22 protein-coding genes and 1 pseudogene are annotated in these 24,376 nt (G+C 34.3%); 15 read left to right on the forward strand and 8 right to left on the reverse strand.

Annotation, left to right across the window (positions count from 1 at the left end):
• Positions 1–45: 45 nt before the first annotated feature.
• Complete coding sequence (locus tag ACTYBU_RS00825; RefSeq protein WP_445486563.1) at positions 46–603, reverse strand: hypothetical protein; 558 nt, start codon at positions 601–603, stop codon at positions 46–48.
• 593 nt (positions 604–1,196) lie between these two features.
• Between ACTYBU_RS00825 and ACTYBU_RS00830 the strand changes: the two genes are divergently transcribed.
• The 9 genes and pseudogenes from ACTYBU_RS00830 (at position 1,197) to ACTYBU_RS00870 (ending at position 12,589) form a co-directional block, all read left to right on the forward strand.
• Positions 1,197–1,802, forward strand: a complete 606-nt coding sequence (locus ACTYBU_RS00830) for a hypothetical protein (protein WP_445486564.1) — start codon at positions 1,197–1,199, stop codon at positions 1,800–1,802.
• A 755-nt stretch (positions 1,803–2,557) separates the two neighbouring features.
• Positions 2,558–2,926, forward strand: a pseudogene (locus ACTYBU_RS00835) (IS91 family transposase); the annotation flags it as partial.
• A gap of 630 nt (positions 2,927–3,556) precedes the next feature.
• A complete protein-coding gene (locus tag ACTYBU_RS00840; RefSeq protein WP_445486565.1) occupies positions 3,557–4,456 on the forward strand; it encodes an ABC transporter ATP-binding protein in 900 nt (299 codons plus the stop codon).
• Entirely contained in the window at positions 4,449–5,693 is a 1,245-nt protein-coding gene (locus ACTYBU_RS00845) for an ABC transporter permease (RefSeq protein WP_445486566.1), read from the forward strand. Before ACTYBU_RS00840 ends, ACTYBU_RS00845 begins: the two co-directional genes overlap by 8 nt.
• Before the next feature lie 350 nt (positions 5,694–6,043).
• Positions 6,044–6,916, forward strand: coding sequence for a S66 family peptidase (locus ACTYBU_RS00850; RefSeq protein ID WP_445486567.1), 873 nt, complete (start codon positions 6,044–6,046; stop codon positions 6,914–6,916).
• A 75-nt stretch (positions 6,917–6,991) separates the two neighbouring features.
• Positions 6,992–8,194, forward strand: a complete 1,203-nt coding sequence (locus ACTYBU_RS00855; RefSeq protein WP_445486568.1) for a metallophosphoesterase family protein — start codon at positions 6,992–6,994, stop codon at positions 8,192–8,194.
• 16 nt (positions 8,195–8,210) lie between these two features.
• Entirely contained in the window at positions 8,211–11,204 is a 2,994-nt protein-coding gene (locus tag ACTYBU_RS00860) for an AAA family ATPase (RefSeq protein WP_445486569.1), read from the forward strand.
• Positions 11,205–11,331: 127 nt separating this feature from the next.
• Positions 11,332–12,279, forward strand: coding sequence for a 3'-5' exoribonuclease YhaM (yhaM, locus tag ACTYBU_RS00865; protein WP_445486570.1), 948 nt, complete (start codon positions 11,332–11,334; stop codon positions 12,277–12,279).
• Positions 12,280–12,403: 124 nt separating this feature from the next.
• Positions 12,404–12,589, forward strand: a complete 186-nt coding sequence (locus ACTYBU_RS00870; protein ID WP_445486862.1) for a sporulation YhaL family protein — start codon at positions 12,404–12,406, stop codon at positions 12,587–12,589.
• A gap of 82 nt (positions 12,590–12,671) precedes the next feature.
• On the opposite strand, the gene ACTYBU_RS00875 is transcribed toward ACTYBU_RS00870, so the two are convergent.
• Positions 12,672–13,535: a peptidylprolyl isomerase gene (locus ACTYBU_RS00875; protein ID WP_445486571.1), complete on the reverse strand. Its 864-nt coding sequence runs from the start codon at positions 13,533–13,535 to the stop codon at positions 12,672–12,674.
• Positions 13,536–13,782: 247 nt separating this feature from the next.
• On the opposite strand from ACTYBU_RS00875, the gene ACTYBU_RS00880 reads away from it, so the two are divergent.
• From ACTYBU_RS00880 to ACTYBU_RS00890, 3 genes are all read left to right on the forward strand, one after another.
• Positions 13,783–13,863 (forward strand): YjcZ family sporulation protein, encoded by an 81-nt coding sequence (locus ACTYBU_RS00880; RefSeq protein WP_445486863.1) that lies wholly within the window; start codon positions 13,783–13,785, stop codon positions 13,861–13,863.
• Between the two features lie 79 nt (positions 13,864–13,942).
• Entirely contained in the window at positions 13,943–14,026 is an 84-nt protein-coding gene (locus ACTYBU_RS00885) for a YjcZ family sporulation protein (RefSeq protein WP_445486864.1), read from the forward strand.
• Positions 14,027–14,293: 267 nt separating this feature from the next.
• On the forward strand, positions 14,294–14,383 hold the full coding sequence (locus tag ACTYBU_RS00890) for a YjcZ family sporulation protein (protein ID WP_248560394.1): 90 nt from the start codon (positions 14,294–14,296) through the stop codon (positions 14,381–14,383).
• 109 nt (positions 14,384–14,492) lie between these two features.
• On the opposite strand, the gene ACTYBU_RS00895 is transcribed toward ACTYBU_RS00890, so the two are convergent.
• From ACTYBU_RS00895 to ACTYBU_RS00905, 3 genes are all read right to left on the reverse strand, one after another.
• Positions 14,493–14,672 carry a hypothetical protein gene (locus ACTYBU_RS00895; protein WP_445486865.1) on the reverse strand — a complete coding sequence of 60 codons (180 nt, stop codon included), beginning with the start codon at positions 14,670–14,672 and terminating at the stop codon, positions 14,493–14,495.
• A 355-nt stretch (positions 14,673–15,027) separates the two neighbouring features.
• Complete coding sequence (locus tag ACTYBU_RS00900) at positions 15,028–15,573, reverse strand: DUF3267 domain-containing protein (RefSeq protein ID WP_445486572.1); 546 nt, start codon at positions 15,571–15,573, stop codon at positions 15,028–15,030.
• A gap of 236 nt (positions 15,574–15,809) precedes the next feature.
• Positions 15,810–16,379: an HTH-type transcriptional regulator Hpr gene (locus ACTYBU_RS00905; RefSeq protein ID WP_445486573.1), complete on the reverse strand. Its 570-nt coding sequence runs from the start codon at positions 16,377–16,379 to the stop codon at positions 15,810–15,812.
• A gap of 882 nt (positions 16,380–17,261) precedes the next feature.
• On the opposite strand from ACTYBU_RS00905, the gene ACTYBU_RS00910 reads away from it, so the two are divergent.
• Positions 17,262–18,842, forward strand: a complete 1,581-nt coding sequence (locus tag ACTYBU_RS00910; RefSeq protein WP_445486574.1) for a PTS sugar transporter — start codon at positions 17,262–17,264, stop codon at positions 18,840–18,842.
• Between the two features lie 85 nt (positions 18,843–18,927).
• Here the strand turns inward: ACTYBU_RS00910 and ACTYBU_RS00915 are convergent, their stop codons facing one another.
• The 3 genes from ACTYBU_RS00915 to ACTYBU_RS00925 form a co-directional block, all read right to left on the reverse strand.
• Complete coding sequence (locus tag ACTYBU_RS00915; RefSeq protein ID WP_445486575.1) at positions 18,928–19,278, reverse strand: YtxH domain-containing protein; 351 nt, start codon at positions 19,276–19,278, stop codon at positions 18,928–18,930.
• A 401-nt stretch (positions 19,279–19,679) separates the two neighbouring features.
• Positions 19,680–20,762, reverse strand: coding sequence for a 3-phosphoserine/phosphohydroxythreonine transaminase (gene serC, locus ACTYBU_RS00920; protein WP_445486576.1), 1,083 nt, complete (start codon positions 20,760–20,762; stop codon positions 19,680–19,682).
• Positions 20,763–21,029: 267 nt separating this feature from the next.
• Positions 21,030–21,461: an HIT family protein gene (locus ACTYBU_RS00925; RefSeq protein ID WP_445486577.1), complete on the reverse strand. Its 432-nt coding sequence runs from the start codon at positions 21,459–21,461 to the stop codon at positions 21,030–21,032.
• 685 nt (positions 21,462–22,146) lie between these two features.
• Between ACTYBU_RS00925 and ACTYBU_RS00930 the strand changes: the two genes are divergently transcribed.
• Both ACTYBU_RS00930 and ACTYBU_RS00935 read left to right on the forward strand, forming a co-directional pair.
• Positions 22,147–22,887: an ABC transporter ATP-binding protein gene (locus ACTYBU_RS00930; RefSeq protein WP_445486578.1), complete on the forward strand. Its 741-nt coding sequence runs from the start codon at positions 22,147–22,149 to the stop codon at positions 22,885–22,887.
• A complete protein-coding gene (locus ACTYBU_RS00935; protein ID WP_445486579.1) occupies positions 22,880–24,097 on the forward strand; it encodes an ABC transporter permease in 1,218 nt (405 codons plus the stop codon). Before ACTYBU_RS00930 ends, ACTYBU_RS00935 begins: the two co-directional genes overlap by 8 nt.
• Positions 24,098–24,376 lie beyond the last annotated feature (279 nt).

Here is a 24,376-nt window from a genome sequence, read left to right on the forward strand (position 1 = left end):
TTGTCTATTTGATTGGAAAAAAGATAATCAAATAAATGTATCATTTTAATCCCATACCTCTATAGTAACAGTTTGAGTAGTCATAGAATTTCGTTTTAAATAAATTTCTGCTTTATTATTGTCACCATCTACGTAACTTCTAACATTCCATATTAATTCATAAACCCCTGGAGAATTAGGTAATTCAAAGTTATCGATATTATCATCAATTGTAGGATCTTCTTCCATTAATTGGTATAACCATCGGAAACCAGGACCAACATTCGGTTGTACAATATACATTTTCAGATCACCGCCACCGGAATAAAAAACTTTAGAGTAAGTTTTAACAAAATCTGAACCTATTAGGTCCCATTCATTTGCACCAAATGTTACCATTTGTTTTTGTAAAAAATATGGATCATCTGAAATTTTGGTGATTTTACGATTAACAGAAGAAGGGTCATTTTTTCCATCTTGTAATCCGTCATTAGCAACAACAGGATCTTCACTTTTCTTAACAATTTCTTCTTTTGAATCCTCTACCTCACTAGCAAAAGTATTATTGCTTGTAATTAAAAAACTAAAAAATGATATTGAGGTGATAAAAATAAATTTTTTCATACAAAAATCCTTTCTTTGATTTTAGATTTGTAAAAAATTAAAAAGGAAAAAAATCAAGTAATTTAGTGTATTAATCTACCGAAATGTATAAATGAAACGGTCTATTATACTATTTTTTTGAATATTATTATATTTCCTTTTTACTAAAATATCATGTTTTGGAGTATTCTGTAAACATTGTTTTTTAAAGGGTCCGAAAAATGAAAATAATAAAAGCTGGATTCAGGGGTAAAATACAGAAGAAAAATCAATGAGAAAAAAATAGAGAGAAAACATTCAATTGATGCTTGTTTAGTAGTTTTAGTGGTTGATTATTTTATAACACTAGCACCACATTAAAAGATTTTGTGACCTAGCATTTAGATATAAAAGACGTTCCCTTTTCTTGAATTGAAGTTTGTTTTCAGCCCATTTTTTTAAATCTGTATAGAGAGCATTTTCGGTCATCTCATGATTGGTTGTTATAATTTTTGTTTCAGGAATAAGCGAAAGTCCATGTGGAGTTTGTTATAATAGGTTTAGGTTGAACTCATTATCTACTGAAGTATCTGGTCTGCGTATACTACATGTGGAAAATTTATAAATAATAAAAAGTGAAGATAAATGAGTTGTTTATTCTATCCGATTTCTCTAAAATTCAGGAATTAGCAATGTTTACATCTATTCCAATCATTAACGCGATGACTTCTGAAAACCATCCTTGTGAAATTTTATCTAACCTACATTCTATTAGTAAAATAAGAGAGGAGTATAAAAAACTAGTTTATACATTCGTTGGTCCTGCGTGTAACATTTTTAAATCTTGGTTGGAGATTGCAAAAGTTTTGGATCTTCAATTTAATCATATCTGTACAAGAGGTAATGAACTGGACGAAGATAATCGTAATTATAAATTTTCTACAAATAATTTTGAAACAGTATTGATGAGTTGTGACGTGATTTTGACAGATTCCTTACCTAATAATTTACGGACAAGTGAGTATATAAATAAATATCAAATTACCTTAGAGAGATTGAAATTAACAAAGAAAAATGCCCTATTAAATCCTTGTCCACCATTTTTTAGATATGAAGAGGTAAGTGAAGGTTCTATCTCCTCAGATTATTTTGTTGGATATGAATTTAAAAAGAATTTGATAAATGTGCAACAAGCTATCATGTTATATTGTTTTGGAATAAAAAAATATTTGATCAAATAGAAACCTGTTTTTGTGTTCTTTCACAATGGTGCTTCCGTTCAATAAGACTTAAACAACTTTAATATCATTATACACTTTCAAAACATGTTCATTCTACATGTTATCTTTTATCAAGGTTATTAGCGCTAATTTGCTCAAACTTTATTTTAAAGCTAAATGAGCGACTTTAACCTAAATTTATTTAAAAGTAAAATGATTCCGTAAATTTATAATAAAAAAAGCTAGGATTTCTCCTAGCTAACATAGATATCGGCATTTTATATTATAACATAGGGAGCTAATTGTTTTGACCAATAGAACTGAATATGAAGTAATAGTTCTTTTTTTATATACATATATAGATAACATAAATAAAAGGATGTATTTAAAAGAGAATAAATAATGAATAAAGAAAATAAGAAAAAGGGATACTTTTTTCTCGTTTTCGCTTGCTTACGCATCGCTCTTTTCCCCCAATAAACCACGTCTTTTTAGAGGCATCGAACCTCACAAAGACGACTGTATGAAGAAAATATTTTCATACAGAACGCTTTTTTATTTATTTGCCATACCAAATAAATAAAGCTATGTGCTAAACGGCAGCGGGCATCGAACCCTTGCTGTTTTTTCTGTTTGTTTTCCGTTTTCTATCCTTCCTTTGTTCTTCTCATTGTAACAAGTTCGCTTATGACAGCGGGAAGGGCGGGCGTTTTGGGAAAGAAAGCAGAAAAGCCAAGTAGGCTAAACAAGCGTAAAACTGCCAACTACGCAATGTACTGTGCAAGAGAGTATTGTGTGCCTGGCAACAAAAAGCAAAACGTTGGATTGTAAAAGTGAAAAAAACTTTACGTCGTCAGACGTGGCGTGAAAGAATTGTAGCTAGTGGAAGAAAAGACCCTCTCGTCTGTCCAAGATGTGCGTGTTATTATGAATACAAGGGAGAAGTCTGTCTTGAGGATGGAAAGCTAGAAATCAAGGTAGCCCTTTGTCAAACGACCAGAGCTTTTTTAGAAAGGATGATTAATCATTTCAACGGAATCAAAAAAGAAGAAAAAAGGGAAGAAAAAAAAGCCAACGTCTCCAACTCCCTCCAAATACCTGTTAAGCAAACAGAGTGTCAGCTATGTTTGTTTAGCGTGTCATGAGAAGGAGGACATTCCGTTAAATGTGGTAAGAGACTTTGATTTAATGGATGATGGAGATCCAACGACTCCACCCATGTTTTCATGTGAGAAATGTGGTGGACAGATGTACCCAGAATATTATAAAGGAGTACATAGGATAGAGTACAAAATTTCGGATGTCCTTTAAACAAAAAAGGACCGGGCGGTTTTTGCCCGGTTTTTCTTAAAGATAAGAAAGTATAAGTTTTCTGAAGTCTGACGGGTGTCTAGCTCCAGCGCCCTATCGACTTCAACGCTTCCCTCACCTCGTCTACGATAAGTCAACATCGAATCGCTACGCTCTTCGTGTTTCCTTTATCTCACTCGATTCAGTCCAGCTTTTTCCGTTGATAAGCAAGGGCGCTTGCGCTTTTCTTAATTTTTTTGTCTCGGAAATTATTAACAAAATAGAGTTGTGAATAACTAAGCAGTATAGTCCGCGTCCAGCTCCGACGTACAGGATGTACTAGTGCCGATGTTGCAACAGGCTCGCATTCTTAGAGCCTGTTGCAACATCGATTTGATTCCATTTTTTGTTTTTTCTAAAAGTTCCCAATTACTTTGAAACCTTTTTTAACGTCATTCGTAAAAAGGATGAAGGAGGAGAGCGGAATGACGTTAGAATTAAAAAATGTATCAAAAAAATTTGGGTCTTTTCTTGCTGTTGACAATTTATCCCTTTCTATCCCTGAAAAAGAGATGTTTGGATTTTTAGGAGGAAATGGAGCAGGAAAGACAACAACCTTTCGAATGATACTCGGGATTTTGGAAAACAGCGAAGGGGAAATAACGTGGAATAATAAAAGGCTAGATTATGAAACAAGTCCTTTTATTGGATATCTTCCAGAAGAAAGAGGTTTATACCCAAAATTAAAAGTAAAAGATCAGCTTGTTTATCTAGCAAGGTTAAGAGGGATGGACAAAAAGACAGCGTTGTATGAGTTAGAGTATTGGCTAAATCGATTTAAGGTTCCGGAATATTTGAATAAAAAAGTAGAAGAGCTATCAAAAGGGAACCAGCAGAAAATTCAATTTATCAGTGCTGTCTTGCATAAACCTAAGCTGCTGATTTTAGATGAGCCTTTTAGCGGTCTTGATCCAATCAATGTGGAGCAGTTGAAAAGTGCTGTTATCGATTTAAAAGATACAGGCACAACCATCGTTTTTTCCAGCCATCGCATGGAGCATGTGGAAGAAATGTGTGAACATCTTTGCATCATGCATAAAGGGAAACCAGTTGTACATGGATCCTTAAAAGAAGTGAAAAGAAGTTTCGGAAAAAAGAATGTATTGATACATGCTGATTTTGATCTTGCCTTTTTAGCCGACTATCCAGGAGTGGTCAAATTAAAACAAACGGCAGAAGGTGTTTCTCTGCAAATCGAAGGAGAGGAAATTGCAGAGCAGATTCTAAAGGATATCGTGAATAAAGGATTTATTCGAAAGTTTGCACTAGAAGAGCCGTCGCTAAATGATATTTTTATTGAAAAGGTAGGTGCTTCTCTTGAATAATTTTTGGATTATTCTTTTTCATACATATGTAAGTAAATTAAAAACAAAATCCTTTATTATTACAACAGCGATAACCCTTGTACTTATCGTAGCTTTATCAAATATGCAATCCATTATCGATACTTTTGATGGTGATGACCGCACAAATGTTGCCATCATTGATCAAACAAATGAGTTATTTGCACCAATTGAACAAGCAACTAAGCAAACGAGCAGTGATGTTTTACTTAAAAAATATACAGATAGTGTAGAGAACGGAAAAAAAGCAGTCGAAAATGAAAAGTACGAAGGGTTATTAGTTATTGACTACAATAAGGAAAAGCTTCCAACTGCTACTTATTACTCTATGAATATCGCTGATTCTTCCGTTTCAAGCGATTTAATGGCCAATCTTCAAGCTGTAAAAGGGACATTAACAGCAGCCCAATTAAACTTGACGAATGAGCAGCTTGCCAAACTAAATGAACCTGTCTCATTCGATCAAGTGGCGCTTGAAAAAAATGCAAAAACTGCAGAAGAATTAAATCAAGCACGTGGACTTGTTTATGTATTATTATTCCTTATTTATTTTGCGGTTATTATGTATGCTAATATGATAGCGATGGAAGTAGCAACAGAAAAATCTTCCCGTGTCATGGAGATTCTTATTTCCAGTGTGTCTCCTATTAAGCATATGTTTGCTAAAATACTTGGAGTCGGCCTTTTAAGCTTAACACAGCTGATTCTGCTGCTTTCTGTGGGCTATTATTTTATGACAAATAATAAAGATTTAGGTTCAATGGGTGGGTTTTTAGGTTTTGCCGAAGTACCTGTTTCGACAATAATTTATGCAGCAGTCTTTTTTATTCTTGGCTACTTTTTATATGCAACATTGGCTGCGCTTCTTGGCTCTCTTGTCAGCAGAATAGAAGATGTGCAGCAAATGATCACCCCAATGACTTTAATGGTTGTTGCAGGATTTATGATTGCGATGTTTGGATTAAATGCTCCTGATACGGCGTTTGTAACAGTTACATCTTATATCCCATTTTTTACACCAATGCTTATGTTTATGAGGGTAGGAATGCTAAATCTTCCTGTATGGGAACCAATTTTAGGAATGGTGATTTTAATTCTATCTATTAGCATTCTTGCAGCATTTGGCGGAAGAGTGTATAAAGGCGGAGTCTTAATGTATGGAAAATCAAATTCCTATAAGGATATCAAAAAAGCATTACAGCTTACGAAGAAAGAATAAAAGGTAAGATGTACAAATGAAATAGAAAGCCGATCAATCATTGAAAGCTTGAGCACTTTTCACTAGTAGAAAAGTGCTTTTTTTCATATGGTAAAATATAAACTACTATAAAAAAGGCTATTTTCGTATAGATTGTTGTTATTTAGCCCTCAGCCTGAATACACTTCGCTTTCCGCGGGGCGAGCCGCTTCGTCGTTTCACTCCTGCTTTCTTCTCTCCTGTCTCGCTAATAAATGCTGAAAGTCTAAGTGTATTCAGACTGCTCAGTAAATCAAAAAGGTTTTTCAACTTATAAAAAAGCAACAAACTTTAGAAAACAGCCTAAAAAGAACAGATAAGGAGACGAACAGATGAGTTTATTAAAAAAGGGCGATGCAGTCGGTTTGATTGCCTGTTCTAATGGCAGACCAATAGAAGCTAAAACACAGCTGGAGGAGCTGGAAAAAACATTAATCCAATTAGGTTTGCAGCCTAAATTCGCTGATACCATTTATTGTGTTGATAATGGACCATTTAGCGGTACACCACAAAAACGGGGCAATGAATTAATGAAATTGTTTGCTGATCAAGAGGTTAAAGCAATTTTTGATATTTCAGGAGGAGATGCTGCAAATCAAGTTTTGCCGTATTTAGATTTTAAGGAGATTAGCAAAATCCAAAAACCTTTTGTTGGATTAAGCGATTTATCTGTGATTAATAATGCGATCGTGGCATGCAGCAAAATCCCAGCCTATCATTATCAAATCAGTAATTTAATTAAACAAGATAAGCAAAATCAGCTAAAGCTGTTTCAAGATGTATTCTTCTCTAGTCATTCGGACATGAACAGTTTTAAGACTTTCTCTTATAAGTGGCTTCGAGGAGAAAAAATGGAAGGGGAGATTATTGGAGGAAATACAAGATGTTTTCTAAAACTGGCAGGAACGAAGTATTTTCCAGATCCTACGAATAAAATCATATTTTTAGAAAGTTTAGGGGGCGGCCCTGCGACGTTAATGTCCTTATTTACGCAGTTGGAGCAGATGCGATGTTTCGAAAAATGCAGTGGGATTTTGCTCGGAACCTTTACTGAAATGGAAGCAAAGGGAAGTGTACCCTCAGTAGAAGAGCTTTTATTGGAAGTGACAAAAACATATCATATGCCAGTTGCTAAAACTTCCTTTTTAGGACATAGGCCTGACGCCCATTGTTTGCCTCTTGGAATAAAAATGATGTTTCATTAATGTGAAAAAGATAAGAACGTGCATTCGTTTTTTTGGCGTGATAGAATAGAATTAAAAGAAGGAGGGAGTGGTAGAATGAAAGAGATTTCCTTTATCCATTGTGCAGATTTGCATTTGGATAGTCCGATGACTGGGCTTAGAGATTTACCTTCTTCTATTAAAAAAAGGCTGCAGGAAAGCACTTTCACTTCATTTGCAAATATTATAGACAAAGCCATATCGCTGAAGGTTGATTTTGTCATTATTGCAGGGGATATTTATGATGGTGAGGACAGAAGCATAAGAGCGCAAATTCGCTTTAAAAAGGAACTGGAACGTTTGCAAAAACACGAAATTGCCGTATTTATTGTTCATGGAAATCATGATCATTTAGGCGGGAGCTGGTCACAAATAAATTGGCCTGCTAATGTTTATATTTTTCCTTCAGACGTAGCAAGAGCTTCTTTTTCGAAAGGCACTACCTCTGTCTCACTATATGGCTTTAGTTATGAAACAAGACATATTTATGACAGGAAAATAGAATGGTATAAAAAAGAGGAGGGGGCAGATTTCCATATTGGCATTCTCCACGGCAGCATGGAAGGGTCAAGTGATCACAGCCCATATGCTCCTTTTCGATTACAGGATTTAACCTCTAAAATAATGGATTATTGGGCGCTTGGTCATATACATAAAAGAAATATTTTGGAACAGAATCCACCGATTGTCTACCCAGGAAATATTCAAGGAAGGCATAAAAAGGAAACAGATGAAAAAGGCGCTTATTATGTAAAGCTGAATGAAATGGGTGCAGAATTAAACTTTTTTTCGACGGCTGACATCATTTGGAAAAAAGTAAGGATAGATGCTGCAAATGTCCAAATAGTTGATGAGCTTCTCCTGTTATGCAAGCAAGAAATAGAGAAAGAAAGAACAGAGTCGGCTTCTAGTATTCTGTTTTTAGAAATAAAAAATTGGATGCTGGATGAATCTGTTCATTCCTCAGAATTACTGGAAATACTGCAGGAAGGGGAAAAGGAGGAAAGCCAATTTGTATGGATTTCCTCGATCACCATAAGCAAAAATATTAGTTGGATAAAAGAAAATTTAAGAAATGAATCCGATTTTTACAAGGAGCTGTTTACAGTAACGGAAGATATATCTGCAGTGGAAAAGGGAGTAGCCTCTCTTTATCAGAATCAAACATTGCATCGCTTCTTAGAAGAGTTAACAGAGGAAGAGAAAAAAAGCTTGGCAGAAGAAGCAGAAAATTTATTGATTCAATTGTTGGAACAGTAAGGCAGGAGGTGAAGAGATGTTTATTAAATCGATCACTATTTATGGCTACGGCAAGCTGGAGAATAAATCGTTTACTATTCAAGATTCCCTTCAAGTTTTTTTCGGTGAAAATGAAGCAGGAAAATCGACTCTTATGAGTTTTATTCACAGCATATTATTTGGTTTCCCAACAAAACAGCAAACAGAACTAAGATATGAGCCAAAGCAGCAGCATAAGTATGGGGGCCAATTAATCGCATCATTCCCAAAGCATGGGCTAGCCACCATTGAAAGAGTCAAAGGAAAAGCAGCAGGAGACGTAACAGTTACATTGGAAAACGGCAGAAGAGGACAGGACGAATTGCTGGATGAGCTGCTGGATGGGATAGATAAAGTGTTATTTCAGTCTATTTTTTCTTTTAATCTACACGGATTGCAGAATATCCATCAATTAAAAAGTGAAGATCTTGGACGTTTTTTATTTTCAACCGGTGCTGTTGGTTCGGATGCTTTGTTAAAAGCAGAAAATGAATTGCAAAAGCAATTGGATCAACGATTTCGTCCTAGTGGCAAAAAACCGGAGATCAATGAAAAGTTAGCTGCACTTAAAGAAAAGCATCGACTGTTAAAAGTGGCAGAAAAATCAAATAGTCAATATCAACACCTGCTTGTTCAGAGAATAAACTTAGAAGAAGAGATAAAGGGTTCAGATGAAAAGAAATGGAGCCTAGAAAAAGAAAAGCGGCAATTAGAAGAATGGATAAAAATAAAGCCCTTGGTGATAGAAAAAAAGCATCTAGAAAAGCAAATGGAACCATTTAAAGAAATGGCTTTTCCATTAGATGGTTTAAACAGATGGGAAAAAATAAAAGAGCGTATCCTGGCGATTGAAAGCAGCATTCAGCATATTAGCAATAAAATAACAAAAATAGAAGAAGAAAAAAAGCATTTGGCGCCAGATTTTTGTTTATTGGATCGAGAAAATGAAATTGTTTATACACTCGAAAAGCTGCCGTTGATGGAGCAATCGCTCAACCGCAAAATACTGTTGCAAAATCAGGAAAGCGCTATTGAAAAAGAACTAAAAATAATGGAAGAAAAGCTGCATATTGTCGATATAAATGAAATAATGAAAAGCAATACAAGTGTATTTTTAAAGGAACAATGTGTAAACGCTGATGCCAAACAAAAAAAATTAAAAGCACAAAGGGAAGAGCTGGATTATCGGTTAAGTGAAGAGCAGAAGTTATTGGAGAAGCTTGAAAAACAAGTTCATGCGTATGAGGGGACATTATTGTCTGGCGAAAAAAGAACACAATTAGAAGAAAAGGTGGAATCAAACCGCCACTATTCTTTGCATAAAGAAAGAATGCGTTCACTTGAAAAAGAGTTAGCGGAAACAAAGCAACAAGTGAAAATGAATCGACAAAAAAAGAAGCAGGAACTGATCCAATGGAGTTTATTTTCCCTATTTTGGCTCCTTACAGCAGCGTATGGACTGTGGAATAATGGGGTCCTGTTTATAGTTGTCGGAATACTTGCAAGCGGTATTGGAGGATTACTGCTTTTTCGCAGCATACAACAAGGCAAGCAGGAATATTCGATCTTATTGAAAAAAAAGAAGGGGTTAACAAAAGAGTGGCAAACTGTTCAGCATACTTTAGATAGAGAGGACAGCAGCGACATTTCTTATGTGCTGCATTTATTAAAAGAGGACGATAATAATCGAGAAAAATATACTCGCTATCAAATCAAATTAGAGCAGCAAAATGAAAGTTATGAAAAAGTACTTCACGGTTTTGAAAAATGGGAGCATGATATGAAACGTCTTGAACTGCTGTTAACAAAGCTTGGAAAAGACATTGGGATTCCAAAAGAGCTGGCGATGCATTATATCCATGATGCCTTCTTATTAATAGAAGAGTGGAAGCAAAAAAGCAGAGAACATGAAAGCATACGAAAAGAAATAGCTGTAATCGAAGCAGAGAACAAGGAACTAAATAATAAAATAGAAGATTTGTATCAATCGTTTTTTCCAAACAAGACAGATACGTTGCAAAATATGTGTTTTCAGCTGAAAATGGCTGTGAAAAACGAAAATGAAAAAAATATTCGTTGGACTGCAAATGCTAGAAAGCTGGAAGAATATAAGAACGATAGACAAGGATATGAAGCAGAATTATGCATTTACTTATCAGAAAAAGAACAACTATTTCAGCTTGCAGAAGTGGACAAGGAAGAGAGCTTTCGAGAAAAGGGGGAATGGGATGCAGAGAAAAGACAGTGCATTTCCGAGCTGGCAACGATACAAATGCAGTTAGATCGTGCTGCTTTCCAAGCAGAATCGTTCGTGAAATATAAGTCGCTTGAGGAACCGTCTATTGAAATAGAGCGGATAGATAAGAAAATAAATGAGCTGGCTGAAACATATAAACAGCGGCTGGAAGAATTAGCTGCATTAAATTTTGAGATTCTACAAATTGAAAACGGTGGAACATATACGGAACTGCTTCATTCCTATAAACAATTAAAAGCAGAGTTTGATGAAGATGTAAAAGAGTGGGGGAAATATTCTGTTGCTAAACAATTCCTTTCTCAAACAGTGCAGCAGTATAAAAATAAACAATTGCCTAACATGCTGCAAAAAGCAGAAGAATATTTCACGTTTTTAACGGAAGGCAAGTATATCAATATTATCCCAAAAGAGAATGGTGCAGGGTTTTTAGTGAAAAGCAAAGAGCATACTTACTTTGAGGCAAAAGAGCTGAGCCAAGGGACAACGGAACAGCTGTATGTTTCTATTAGAATAGCACTTGCTAAAACGTTTTATGCAAAATATCAGCTGCCGATTATTATTGATGATAGCTTTGTAAATTTTGATGAAAAAAGAACAAGAAGAGTGATGCAATTGCTGAAAGAAAATACAGCAAATCAACTGTTGTTTTTTACTTGCCATCCGCATATTGTGCAATATTTTCAAAAGGAAGAAGTTTTATATCTATCTGCTGGGCAAGCAAAGTACAGCAGATAAGAAAGTAGAAACCTTTTCGTGATATGTTATACTACTCTTGTTGTAAATTACATTACAGCTATAGTCATTCATTAAACAAAAAGGCATTTCCTAAATAGAAAAGAATATCGTAAGGGAGCGGAGCTATTTGAGTAAAAAAGGAGTACTTCATTATGAGGTAGGAGAGCAAATTGAATTATTTTTATTGATAAAAAGCGCAACAAAAGCTATTGCAAGCAACGGAAAACCCTTTTTAACCCTTATTTTTCAAGATAAAAGCGGAGAGATTGAGGCAAAACTTTGGGATGCAACGGACATAGACGAAAAAAACTACCAAGCAGAATCAATTGTCAAAATCTTAGGGGATATTCAAAATTATCGAGGCAGATTGCAATTAAGAATACGTCAAATCAAATTAGCTAGTAAAGAAGATAATGTCCGATTAGCTGATTTTTTAGAAACAGCACCGCTAAGTCAAGATGAAATGATGGGGAAAATTACACAATATATTTTTGAAATGAAGAATTCCAATATCCAGCGCATTACAAGACATTTAGTGAAAAAATACCAACAAGCTTTTTTGGAATATCCAGCTGCTACAAAAAATCATCATGAGTTTGTTTCCGGATTAGCTTATCATGTTGTAAGTATGTTGGATTTGGCAAAAGCCATTGCACAACTTTATCCAAGCTTAGATAAAGATCTATTGTACGGAGGCATTATCCTGCATGATTTAGGCAAGGTATTAGAGCTTTCTGGACCTATTTCTACTGTTTATACGGTGGAAGGGAATTTGCTGGGTCATATAACCATCATGGTAAATGAAATTGGCAAAGCAGCAGATGAATTAGATATTCACGGAGAAGAAGTAGTCGTACTCCAGCATATTGTACTATCCCATCATGGAAAAGCGGAATGGGGGAGTCCTAAAGCTCCGTTAATTAAAGAGGCAGAAATTATCCATTATATTGATAATTTAGATGCGAAAATGAATATGCTTGACCGTGCTTTAGAAAGAGCGAAGCCAGGGGAATTTACAGAACGGATTTTCCCGTTGGAGAATCGATCCTTTTACAAGCCTGCATTTCATAAATAAGAGAGGATTTGACGCAATCAAATAAAGCAGAGGAATAATCTACTTTTTCTAGCATATGATGAAATATACTCATCATATGCTTTTTTATGGATGGAAGGAGTAGAGGACAGTGTTTAGTATTCCTATGTGGGTTGTATTTGTATTTGGAGGAATAGTGGTAAGTGCGTTTATGGCGGTGAAAACAGGCAAGGAAGAAAGAGAAATAGAAAATAAAGGAATCGAAAGAGAAGGCGAAGAATATATGAAACGATTAGCGAAAGAAAAAGAGCGCAGACATGGAAAAAATGAGGAGAAAGTGTTTGAAAATTAATAGATCCGTTTAAACGAATCGAAATTTTTGCAGAGAAAAGGCCAACAAAAGAGGAATATTCCTCTTTTGTTGGCCTTTTCTTCTATTGTTGAGTTGAAGCGTTTGAATCTAAAACACTTTTTAAGTCTTTATCCTCAACACTTACATCCGCATCTTTTAATTCTTTTTGCATTGCTTTGTTAATCTCTTCATTTGTAAGCTTGGACACTTTTAAGTCATAAGCCATTTTATCTTTTACATCTTCATACTTGCCTTTTTCTTTCTTGTCTGTTACTTGGATAATATGGAAGCCATTATCTGTTTTAACAGGATTGCTGATTTCATTTACTTTTAAAGCATATGCTGCTTTTTCAAATTCTGGAACCATTGCGTTAGCGCCAAACCATCCTAAATCTCCGCCTTTTTCAGCACTTCCCGGATCTTTCGAATATTCTTTTGCTAAGTCCTCGAATTTATCGCCATTATCTAATTTTTTCTTCACTTCTTTTGCTGTTTTTTCATCAGCAACTAAAATGTGGCGTGCTTTAATTTCAGGTTTGTAATCATCATAATATGCCTTCACTTCTTTATCTGTTACTTTCACTTCTTTAGCAGCAGCTTTTTGCTGTAATAAGCCTGTTTTAAACATTGCGCGAAGCTCATCTTCACTATTATAGCCGTATTGTTGAATAGCATTTAAAAAATTATCGCCATATTGACTTTTAATTTTATCTACTTGTTCGTCAACTTCTTTATCAGAAACTTTGTATTTTTTTTCTAATACTTTCTCATAAAGAAGTGTTTGAAGAACAGTTACACCATATTTATCTTTCATTGCATCATATAGTTGATCTTTTGTAATGTCCCCAGCATCCGATTTTACAACTGCCTCGGATTTTTCATTGCTGCATGCACTAAGACTTAATACACCTGCAGCTATAGTGAGGGATAATATCCATTTTTTCAAGTTAAACACTCCCAAGTTAGTTTTTAAATCTCAACAATCCCTACTATATCATAAAATGTAAAAAGAGCAAAAATTTATTGCCAATATTGTAAAAATTATTCTTCATTTTAATAATAGAGAAAAATGGGTTGATATCCTGTTCCGTTTCTGGGGCAAATACATAAGATACAGGGAACTGGAAACAAGTAAGAGAAAAACCTCTTACAGATTGGTTGTTAGGCAAAATTCACTTTAAGGGGTGTATATGATGACAGGATATAATAATTTTTTTCCTTTAATCGTTGTATTGTTCATCTTATTAATTATAGTTGGTACTGCCTTTTGCTAAGTAAATTTTTTTCTAGATGAATAAACGATTAATCAGAAAATGAATACAATATGGTAGCAACCTTAAAGGAGGTGTTACTGTGGGTAACTCATATGGCGGAGGTTTTGCGTTAATCGTTGTATTATTCATCTTATTAATTATCGTAGGCGCTACTTGGTTATAATGATTGGCTAAAGCCATGGTTAAATGGCTGTCTATTATTTTAGCTGCGATTTTAGTAGGTAAACGTAAACGAATCTTGGACGTTTTTTATCCCACGCTTAACGGGCAGTAAGACCCCCACCTCGGGGATGCTGAGAAATCAAGGAAGCATCTCCGAGGTGGGGGGATAACTGCCCGTAAAGGTCCGATAAGTTCAACTAACCATCAGTGGGGGATGAAGAGCCACCCACTGATGGAAGGTTAACTTTATATGAAGGGAGGCGTTCTCATGTCTGGTGCAGGTGTATATGGTGGGGGTTTTGCTTTATTAGTTGTGCTTTTCATACTATTAATAATCATTGGAGCATCTTGGTTATAAGAAAAATACTCTTGGGAAATATAAAAAGGTGAGCAGATGCTCACCTTTTTATAAATTATCCTGTATGAACAGTAAATAAAACTCCCAAAAAAGGAAGTTTTACTTTATGTTAATTAAAAAGGATATCAACATAGGAAGAAATCAAAAGAATGGTTATTAGAACATTAATGGTTCGAAATACCTTTGGTTGTTTTTCCTCTGGAATCTCTTTTTGTAAACATAAAGCATTCGTCATTCTATTAATATTATACAATATTAGAATAGCTAAAAGGATAAAAATGGAGATCATCATTGATTCCCTCCTTATCTAACGTATTGTTTGTATGTTATTTACAATATCAAATAACAGTATAAAAAGATAGTATTATCTCTTTTGAAGACCTATTCACTGTCTCTATCTTTATGGTCATCATTTATCCCACTCTTAACGGGCAGTAATCCCCCACCTCAAGATGCCTAGAAATCGAGGTGGGGGATTACTGCCTGTTAAGGTCCGATAAGTGCAGCTAACCATCAGTGGGGGATAAGGAAAAACCCCCACTGATGGAAGTTTACTTTATTATATGATGGATAACGCTATATATGAATAGGCCGTCAAGAAACGCTCTATTTTTGCCCTAATTAATTCAATAAAAGATCCATTATTATGATATTTTATTGACGAGTATTTCAAAACCATCTTCATTTTCTTCTACATAACACTTGCTTGGAGACCTCCAAAGGTTTTTCATTCTAACAGCATCTGGTACACAAATGCCAAAATGATAAGCAAACAAAATCAGGAAGTAATGGACATAGTGTGTAAAAAGAAAACAACAAGCAATTAAAAACACGTTTATAACAATAAATGGAGTAATGGAAGAAATAAGAAAATGGAATTTTCTTATTGGCTCATTTGCTCTAATATAAATAAGCGGTAAAAAGCGATACTGAATATCAAAGGTTTTTTCAATTTTATTGCCTAAAGAAAGCAACGGCAATAAATGAAGTAATTTATGAATAGGATAAATAAAAAACATACACAATAAAAAAAGTATAAAGTGGTTTCCATTTAAATTATTTTGTGCAAAAAAAGTAGTTATTGGCACATAAAGAAAAAGAAACGTCATAATCATCGTAAGAGACGATATAATGAAAAGCCGTTGTAATCCGTATTGCTTTTGTAAATTAATTGTCTTCCAACAATTCATATAATCAACCTCACAAAGGAGAATTTTCCAAGTTTTACACAACTCACTTTGATACTTTACGATGAAAAAAATAAAAAATCAATAGGTTTTTTCAGTTTTTTTCGTGTTATTAAATTGTTCCAATTTTCCTTATATATAAGGGAGCTGCTAAACGATGGACAGTGATTTTTAAGCAAGCAAAAAGCAGGAAAGAATTCTCTCCTGCTAAATAGTCCTTTTTTATTTATCTATTTGTTTTATTTGACTGGCACGGGATCGTTTTGTCTAAGCTGGCCGTTCACTTCCACAAAGTTATCTTCAATATTAGTGAAAGATTTTTCAAATATCTCCATAAAATCATCGCCATAGATATTTTTTACAACTGTCATTACTTCTAAGAGTTCAGGAAACTTGCCATATAACTCTTTAATAGGCAATGCAGCAGAGAAGGCAGAACTATTATTAGGATTAAACTCTGCCATAATGCTTAAAAACATAGATTCTCCTTTTTCCGTTAAACAGATGTACGTGTTTCTTTTATCGTTTTCTTTTTTTGAAAACGTTAAAAGTCCTCTTTCTTCCAGCTTTTTTGAAAAATTAAATGCTGTAGAAACATGCATTACGCCAAAATTTGCAACATCAGAAATGGATGCACCATTTAATTGGTAAGCAATACATAAGATATGGTGCTCATTAATATTTAAGTCATATGGCTTAATCCAATTCTGCCAATCTTTTTCAATCGATTTCCATAGTGCCTTGCTAAGTTGTCCAATTCTTTGCGTAAATAATAAAGCTTCTTTCATTGAGTACGGTCTTTCATTCATCTCCAAATCACCTACTTTTCTATTGTCTATAATCATTATGCCAATAAAACAAAAATTAATAAAGATATAAATAAACAAAATTTTAAAAAATATGAATATTTTTTAGTAGAAAGCGGTTACTTCGAATATTTATAATTAAAAATTTATAAATATTCGAATAAATGGAAAGCTGAACCATTAAAAATGGAAATTTTCATTAAATAATAATAGAAGAGAAAAAAGTCGAGATTGCCGTAAAAAGTTTTAAATTCGATGATAAATTCCATATATCACCTAATTATGTGAAAAAATATTTTTTAGTAGAAAAAATTATTCAATTGCGAGATTTATAAAATATTCATATTTTATAAATTGGTTAAAGTGTTATGGTAAATTTTATAGGAACATTGTAATAATAAATGAGATAAAAAATACTATATGTAAATAGAATTTTTATTCTTACTTTAACTTTTTATGTGAGTTTATATGACATAAAAAGTTAAAGTATAACATGAATTATATCGTTAAATGATTGATTTGTTAGAAATTCTACCTTATTATGTTGAATTGGTATATAAAAAACGTCATTTAGTTAATTGGTATTTAGAATTATTGGAAAATTTATAACATTACTTTGTTATGTTATAAATCTTTTAAATTGATTTTAAATGGATAAGATAATGCGAACAAATTAGTCATTATATCCTTTTGCTTTAGTTCATTAAAACAATAGTAAACTAAAGAATTCTATGTTACAATTTGTTTCATAGTATCTTAATATATAAGGCTTTGGCAATATGTTCTCATAGCAAAATCAAAAGGTTATCAATGTACAGAATCCTGATCTATTGATTAGGTTTTTTCTTTTTAAATAGATATAAATATAAGTGGAGGAGAATGTTAGTGAAAAAAATTGTTATTATTGGAAGCAGTGGGGGGAATCTCTTTAATTTAGGGGGAGCAAATCCTACTAAGCTGCTGCGGGAAATTCTTTTGCAAAGCGAGGCTGCTGGACTTCAAGTTTCCAATATTCAATTTATTGCAGCATCGGAATCGATGGATAAAGCAAAGGATACAACGAAGGCAGCAATATATAGTATAAATGAAAATCAACTGATAGAGATCTTTCAAGGCACTTTAAATGAAGCGAATATTGAAGCGAAAAGTCTTGATGAAAAAATAGCAGAGCAGATTAGACAAGGAGATATTGATGGTGTTATCACCATGAGCATAGATCCAAATATAGTTAATAAAGAGGTTATTGCTGCCTCTATTGAAATGAATATTCCGATTGTTGGGACTGGGGGAACATCCATGGCCCTTATTACATCACAGGGTGCGAACGTCATTGCATCTTCGGGTACTACAGGTACTACAAATCGAACAAGAGCTATAACATTTATTTCTTCACTTTGTAAGTATGGGGACTTGAAATATAATCCTATTATTGGTTCGCCAAAAGAAATACAAGGTTCTTCCAGTAGTAATGTATGGAAGAATATTAATATACGAGGCATTATGATCGCCTCATTGCCTGGGTTTATTGCGATGGCGCTTATTTTAGCTCTCAGTCGAATACCTGCCTTAAATGGATTAAGTGAAGTATTTGATATTATGATAAATGCATTGCCGATTATGCTCGCTGTCATAGCAGCTAAACAGGTGTCAGATCTAGACGAGGTTTCGATCATTGCAGGTGTAGTTGCTGGAGTATTATCGGTAAAAGGAGGAATAATTGGCGGGCTAATTGGTGGGATTGGAGCAGGAATTCTTGTCCAGTTTCTTTTTAATAAATGCCTTCAATGGAAATTTCCTATGACAACAATTAATATTGTGGCTGGAGGAATTTCCGGCTTGATTTCAGGATTGATCGTATTCTATTTAATTGGCCCAATCGCCTTACAGGCAGGAAATCTAATAAAATCTATTTTAGAACAAGCTGTGGCATTTAACCCGGTGGTAGCAGGAATTTTGGCAGGAATTCTAATCTGGCCTGCTATTTTAGGAGGAGTATATCATGCTGCTATTCTTCCTATTGTATTACTGGAAATGGAGAAAACAGGGAACAGCTTCCTGGGAGCTGTTGATATGGTTGGTTTAGTAATGGTTGCTGCTGGTATTAATTTAGCGAATATAATTGCCCCGAGAGATAAAGGAGAAGCAGCTGTTGCGACTCCAGGATTTCTTATTAATATGGGTTTTGGTACTTTTGTTGAATCAGCGTATCCTTTTATGTTCTCCAATAAAATTGTCTTTGGGGGAGCACTTATTTCTGCAGGACTCGGAGGAGCTTTAGTTGGCTTATTTAATGTACGGGGTACTGCCTATGTGCCAGCTTTTACAGCACCGCTGCTGTCGAATGACATAACAGGGTTTATCATTTCTATGCTTGCTCCAATGCTATGTGCATTCTTGATTACGTTTGTAGCAAATAAAATGCCGGTCAAAACAGTATACACAGAAGGCAAGCCTTCTGAGAAATAAAAAGATCAGGTGGAGGAATCAACTCCACCTGATCTTTTTAGGCTTCAGCAAAATGAAGCAAGTTCTCTATGTACATAAATAGAACTTATTTTAAGTTTGATTCTAGTTCATTTACAGTACTTTCTAATTCTTTTAACTCCAGTTGCAATTGTTCTTGGTGTGGTTGGATTTCGATCTTCCAATCATTTAATGAAACTTTAAGATCTTCAATAAAGGAAGCAATGATTGATTTTCCTTCTGCAGAAGCAGTTGAAATAGAGTCTTTTATTTCCAAGATACCCGCCTTTAGTTCTTTCATATCGGTTAAAAAAGCATTTGCATTATCACGACATGCTTTTCTAGCTTCTTTTCCAGAGATTGGGGTTGAAATGAGCGTTGTTACACCAGCTGCTATACCGCCAATAATAAACCCGGTTAAAAATGATTTTCCTCTCATGATATCACCTCATTTTTATAGTAATAAAAATTTTTGAACTTAAACAAGTGCCTAGCTTCGACGTACAGGACGTGGCGCTTTATCCGGTCGGCGTACATAGAGTACAATCGCCGAGTAAGACCTACCTTAGCATACATAGAGTGCATAATAGGACACTAAGCAGGATGCTTGCGTTTTTCTTATTATACCGCATACCTGTCTGCTTTTTCTATTTAGAGGATTAAGAGCAGAAGAACTATTATGCTTATTAAATGATGAATGATGAATGATGAATGATTGTTGGGAATTAGGGAAGGGATTTAGGGGGAAAATGGTAATTAGCTTATTTAAATAGAAATTTAGCTGAATTAAAAATCACGAGGGAAATTTCCTTTCCTCGTGATTTTTTAGCATTTAGCTACTTAGCTATGTTTTTGTTGGAAATTTTCCATAAAGGAAGCAAGTGCTTGTACATGTTCTAAAGGAACTGCATTGTAAATGGATGCACGGCAGCCGCCGACAGAACGGTGGCCATTCAGTCCAATAAATCCAGCTTCTTTTGCCTCTTTAAGGAATTCTTTTGTTATTTCATCAGACTGCAAAGTGAAAGTTACGTTCATTTTTGAACGGCTGTTCTTTTCTGCATGTCCTTTATAAAATCCGTTGCTATTGTCAATAACATCATACAAACTTTGTGCTTTTTTATCATTTATTGCAGCAATGCCTTCAACGCCACCTTGCTTCTCTACCCATTTTAGTACAAGAGATAATAAATAAATAGCTAGTGTAGGCGGTGTATTAAATAATGAATTATTGCTTGCATGCGTTTCGTAGCTTAACATGGTTGGCAGGGAAGGATTGGCTTTAATCAGCTCTTTTTTAATAATAACAACTGTTACCCCAGATGGGCCTAGGTTTTTTTGTGCACCAGCATAAATTAAATCAAATTGCTTAATGTCCAAAGGAGTGCTTAAAATATCACTAGACATATCTGCAATTAAAGGAACCTTTAACCCTTCAGGAAAAGAATGCCATTGTGTACCGTATATCGTATTATTGCTTGTTACATGAAGGTAGGCGGCATCTTCAGGAACTTTTATTTCTTTTAGCTCTGGTATAAATGTGTAATTTGATTCTTTACTTGATACTGCAACTGCAGCTTCTCCAATCTTGGAAGCCTCTTTAAGCGCTTTTTCAGCCCAAACTCCTGTTAAAGCATAATATCCAACTTTATTTTCGGTTAATAAGTTCATTGGAAACATGGTAAATTGAAGACTAGCTCCACCTTGAAGAAAAAGAATTTCATAATCTTCTGGAATAGAAAGCAATGAAGCTAAAAGAGCTTTTGCTTCATTATGTACTGCTTCGTACTCTTTGCTTCGATGGCTTAGCTCCATTACAGACATGCCAGTATTGTCGAAATTCAACAGATTATCTTGTGCTTCTTGTAATACCGATTCTGGAAGTGCAGCAGGTCCAGCGTTAAAATTATAAGCGCGTTTCATAATTATTTCCTCCCAATGCGTTTCCGCTTTGATTAGCGGTAAAGACTAAAAAGTTCACCTTTATACTAACAAATTGTGAAGATTTGTACAGATGAAAAATAAACCTTTTTTGAATTTTTATGATTTTTAAAAAGGTTTTATTTTTTTAGTAAAATGTGAAAAAACTCAATTAAGAATAAATTGTATATACCATAAGTAAAAAAGCTCGTTTACCAATAATAAAAGCTTTTATTGAATAATAAAATTATGTATAAAATCTGAAAAAATTTATCGTATTTTTTCATTTATTGCCGCAGCAATTTGGCCAAGCTCCTCATTTGAATACTTATCGAAATTTGTTTTCCAAACTGCACCAAAGCCATCGCCTTTCCCGTAGCGGGGAATAATGTGCATATGATAATGGAAAACAGATTGTCCTGCAGCTTCTCCATTATTATTTAACGTGTTTAAACCAATAGGCTTGTAAGCATCTTTTATGGCAGTGGCTATTTTGGGAACCGCCTCAAATAAATTTTTGGAAATTTCAGGTGTTAGCTCGTAAATATCTTTTACATGTGTTTTCGGAACTACTAATGTATGTCCTTTTGTTACTTGGCTGATATCTAAAAATGCAACTACATGTTCGTTTTCAAAAACCTTTTTTGATGGAATTTCTCCGGCAATAATTTTACAAAAAATACAATCGCTCAAAATATACATTCCTTTCTATTTTAATTTTATACTATTTTATCATAGCAGATTGCGTGCAGAAAAGGCGAAAAAAAGCGGTTTCGCTGCTGAGTATATTATCAGCTGGGGAGAAACAAGAAACAAATTTTGCGACAGCCTAAAAGGCAGGATCCAAACGGATTCCTGCCTTATGGAAGGGGAACTTCTAATATAACGTTCTATTTTCAGGGTTATTCTCTTTGACAAACACCTCATTTAATCATGATTTGTTTATATGAGAAATAGCGATCATTGTTCAACCGAACCATCTCCTTATTGCTTTATATGTTAGCTCAACGTATAAAGATTGGATGACAGTCTGCGACAAACACCTCATTTCAAAGTGGAAATGACATCATATTGCTTTTTCGTATAAAGCAACATATGGTGTTACTGATCTTTATGTTACGCTTATCACTTTGTGCAAGGCAACCATCCCCTTATTTTAGGAACGAATGAAGTTTACATATTAGGATTACTCGAAAATAATCTTTTGCAAACACCTCATTATTGAATAATTTGTTTCAATAAATTTAATGGTGCTCCCCTTCTCTAAATAGAATGTCCAGCAGAAAAGATTATATACAAAAGAAATTAAAATTTTATGAGGAATTATTTTTATTTAAAGAAGTTTGTTGTTACACTATAGATACTTATAACTTGGAGGTAACGTCCCATGGCGCTTTTGGAAATAAAAAATGTTACAGGAGGATACACAAGAAATCCTGTATTAAAAGATATATCTTTTTCTATAGAAGCAAACGAAATTATTGGATTAATTGGTTTAAATGGTGCAGGAAAAAGTACGACAATCCGTCATATTATTGGATTAATGGAGCCTCATAAAGGCGAGATTACGATTGATGGGCTTTCTTTTGAAAAAGATAAAGAAGCATATCGTAAAAAGTTCACCTTTGTGCCAGAAACACCGATTCTTTATGATGAATTAACATTGGAAGAGCATTTGAAAATAACTGCGATGGCTTATGGGATAACCGAAGAACAGTATAAAGAACGAATGGAAATTTTGTTAAAAGAATTTCGGATGATCAAAAGGCTGAAATGGTTCCCTGCCCACTTTTCTAAAGGAATGAAGCAAAAAGTGATGATTATGTGCGCATTTTTAGTACAGCCTTCCCTTTATATTGTAGATGAACCGTTTGTTGGATTAGACCCGCTAGGTATACAGTCATTATTAGATTACATGAAAGAAATGAAAGAGAATGGAGCAGGCATTTTAATGTCTACACATATATTGGCTACAGCAGAAAGATACTGTGACCGAATTATCATCCTTCATGAAGGGAAAATAAAATGTACTGGCACAATGGAGGAGCTGCGTAAAGAGTTTAATATGCCGAATGCAACTCTTGATGATCTCTATATTCAATTAACAAAGGAAGAAGATTATGTTTGAGTTTAATGAAAAGCAGTTATGGAAGGATCGGATTGGTCAGACAGCAAAAGAGTATATACAGTACTTAAAATATATATTTAATGGACATTTGCTTCTTGTGTTTGTTTTTTTATTAGGAACCGCAGCCTATTATTATCAAGCATGGCTGAAACGGTTGCCTGAACACTTTCCAGCAGGAATAATTATGAGCATCTTATTAGCCTTGCTTGTTACTAAAAGTCCCGTTTATACACTTTTAAAGGATGCAGATAAAATATTCTTAATTCCAGTTGAAGTAAGAATGGCTCGTTATTTTATTAAATGCATGATGATTAGTTTTATTGTTCAAGCATATTTCCTAATTATTGGACTTGGCGTCCTGATGCCGATGTATGCACAAATGAATAATCAAAATTTCCGCCTTTTTTGGTATTTTCTTGTCGTTTTATTTGTCAGCAAAGGATTAAATATGTTTATCCGCTGGCATGTTCAATATTTTATTAATACAAATTATCATTACATAGACAGCATCATTCGATATTGTATAAATATGATTTTATTATATTTTTTATTTTCCAATTCAAATCCAATATTTGTTGTCATGACGTTATTGATGCTTATTCTTTTATTGCTTTATTTTCACCATGCAACAAAATGGAAAGGGGTAAATTGGGAGTATTTAATTGGACAAGATGAGAAGCGTTTGTCTTCCTTTTATCTTTTTGCGAATATGTTTACAGATGTTCCAAAGTTGAAAAACCGGATAAAAAGAAGAAAACTGTTTGATCTTTTTGTAAAGCGGATTAGGTTTGATGGAAATAAAGCGTTTATCCATTTATTTTGGAGAACCTATTTTCGGTCAGGTGATTATTTTGGATTAACAGTGAGATTAACCATTATAGGAGGGGGAACTTTATATTTTTTATCCTTTGGGTTAGGGCAAGTTCTCCTTGCTTTACTATTTCTATTTTTGACTGGTTTGCAGCTTATTCCGTTGTGGAATGCATATCAAGACAAACTTTGGGTCGACCTTTATCCATTAGCAGGAGCGTTAAAAACGAAGTCGTTTAAAAGTCTTATCTCTACTGTTTTATTGCTGCAAAGTATACTGTTATCCCTGATTATTTTTCTAAAAGGCGATTTGGCAATTAGTCTGTTTTCAATAGTTGGCAGTTTTTTATTTATTTATTTGTTTGTTAGGTTTTATTTGAATCGTAAGCGTCTTTCTTAAATGGAAAGGCGTTTTTTTCGTCTAGTCAGGAAATTATAAACGAAATAGAGTGGTGGATAACTTAGCAGTTTGGTCCGCGTCGAGCTCCGACGTACAGGATGTACTAGTGCCGATGTTGCAACAGGCTCGCAGGATGCGGGTCAATCGACGTTGCAACAGGACGTTGCGTATTTAGTCGATTTTCCTCTTTTGCGTAGTTAATCGGCCAGTTTGTACGGCGATGATCAAGGCGCTTGCGCTTTTGTTCTTAGGCTGTCAAAAAACGCTCGCTTTCAGTAT

The organism is Niallia sp. 03133 (assembly GCF_052663225.1).